Raw genomic sequence first — 1,272 nt, forward strand, 5'->3', positions numbered from 1 at the left:
CGGGACCGCGCACGAGGACCGGCCCGACCGGCTCTGGGAGGCGACGCGGATCACCCGGCCGGACCCGGCGCCGTCGGGCCGCCCACGCCTGGCCACGCTCGCCGACCTGGAGGTGGTGACCGCCTGGTTCGACGTGTTCCACACCGAGGCGGACGCCCAGGCCGGCCGCGCGCCGGAGGAGGGCGAGGAGCCGCTGCGGATCGGCGGCGCGAAGGACCGGATCGAGGAGGGCAGCGTCTGGCTGTGGGACGTCGACGGCGAGGTGGTGCACCTGTCGGCGGCGCGTCCGCCGTCGTTCGGCGTGGTTCGGATCGGCCCCGTCTACACGCCCGCCGCGCACCGCGGGCACGGCTACGCCCGGGCGCTCGTGGCCGACGTCGCGCAGCGGGTGCTCAATGCCGGACACCGGGTCTGCCTCTACACCGACCGGGACAACCCTGTGTCGAACCGTACGTACGCGGCGATCGGGTTCGAGCCCGTGCTCGACCAGGTCAACCTGGCTGTCGACCCGGTCGTGCGGCGGGGTGAGGCGGTAGCGTCCGCCCCGGAACGGACGCACCCGTCCGTTCCCGCGACGAAGGAGAGCTGATGGGACGCAGGGCGATCATCTTCCACGGGACCAACGCCAGGCCCGAGTGGATCTGGTACCCGTGGCTGGCGGACCGCCTGCGGGAGCGCGGGTACGACGTCGAGACGCCGTACCACCCCGGGACGAACGTCGAGCCGGTCGCCACGTTCCTCCCGACCGTGCTGGACGCGCACACCTTCGACGCCGACACGGTGCTCGTGGGCCACTCGGGCGGGGCCGCCCTGCTGCTCGCGCTGCTGGAGCACCTCGACGTGACCGTTGCGCAGGCGGTGCTGGTGGGCGGCTACTCGACCAACCCGAACCCCGGCCCGGAGCCGGTGCTCCAGGAGTCCTACGACTGGGACGCGATCCGCGCGCACGTCCGGGACCTGGTGTTCCTCAACTCCGTCACGGACGAGTTCGGCTGCGACGCCGAGCAGGGCCGCGCGATGTTCGACCGGCTGGGCGGCACCCTCGTCGTGCGCGACGACGGGCACTTCACCGAGGACACGCTCGAGATCGCGGACCGGCTGATCCCTTGACCCCAGCGGCGCCAGGACACGCGCTACCTGGCCAGGAACTCCAGCAGGCCGCGGTTGAAGGCCGCGGGCTGCTCGATGTTGGCGGCGTGGCCGTCCTTCGCGATGACCGCCGCCGTGCCGTGCGGGGCGAGCCGGGCGGCCGCGGCGGCGTGGCCGGAGGGC

General features: G+C 73.7%; 2 protein-coding genes. Both read left to right on the forward strand.

Features of this window, described 5'->3' with window-relative positions; all coding sequences use genetic code 11:
• A partial coding sequence (locus PROKR_RS13305; RefSeq protein ID WP_169736416.1) for a GNAT family N-acetyltransferase occupies nt 1-589 on the forward strand: 589 nt, incomplete at its 5' end.
• The gene (locus PROKR_RS13310) at nt 589-1,110 is read left to right on the forward strand and encodes an alpha/beta hydrolase (RefSeq protein WP_036963996.1); all 522 of its coding nucleotides are present in this window, start codon (nt 589-591) and stop codon (nt 1,108-1,110) included. The genes PROKR_RS13305 and PROKR_RS13310, both read left to right, overlap by 1 nt.
• The last annotated feature ends 162 nt before the right edge of the window (nt 1,111-1,272 follow it).

Source organism: Promicromonospora kroppenstedtii DSM 19349 (assembly GCF_000515355.1).
GTDB classification, from domain to species: domain Bacteria; phylum Actinomycetota; class Actinomycetes; order Actinomycetales; family Cellulomonadaceae; genus Promicromonospora; species Promicromonospora kroppenstedtii.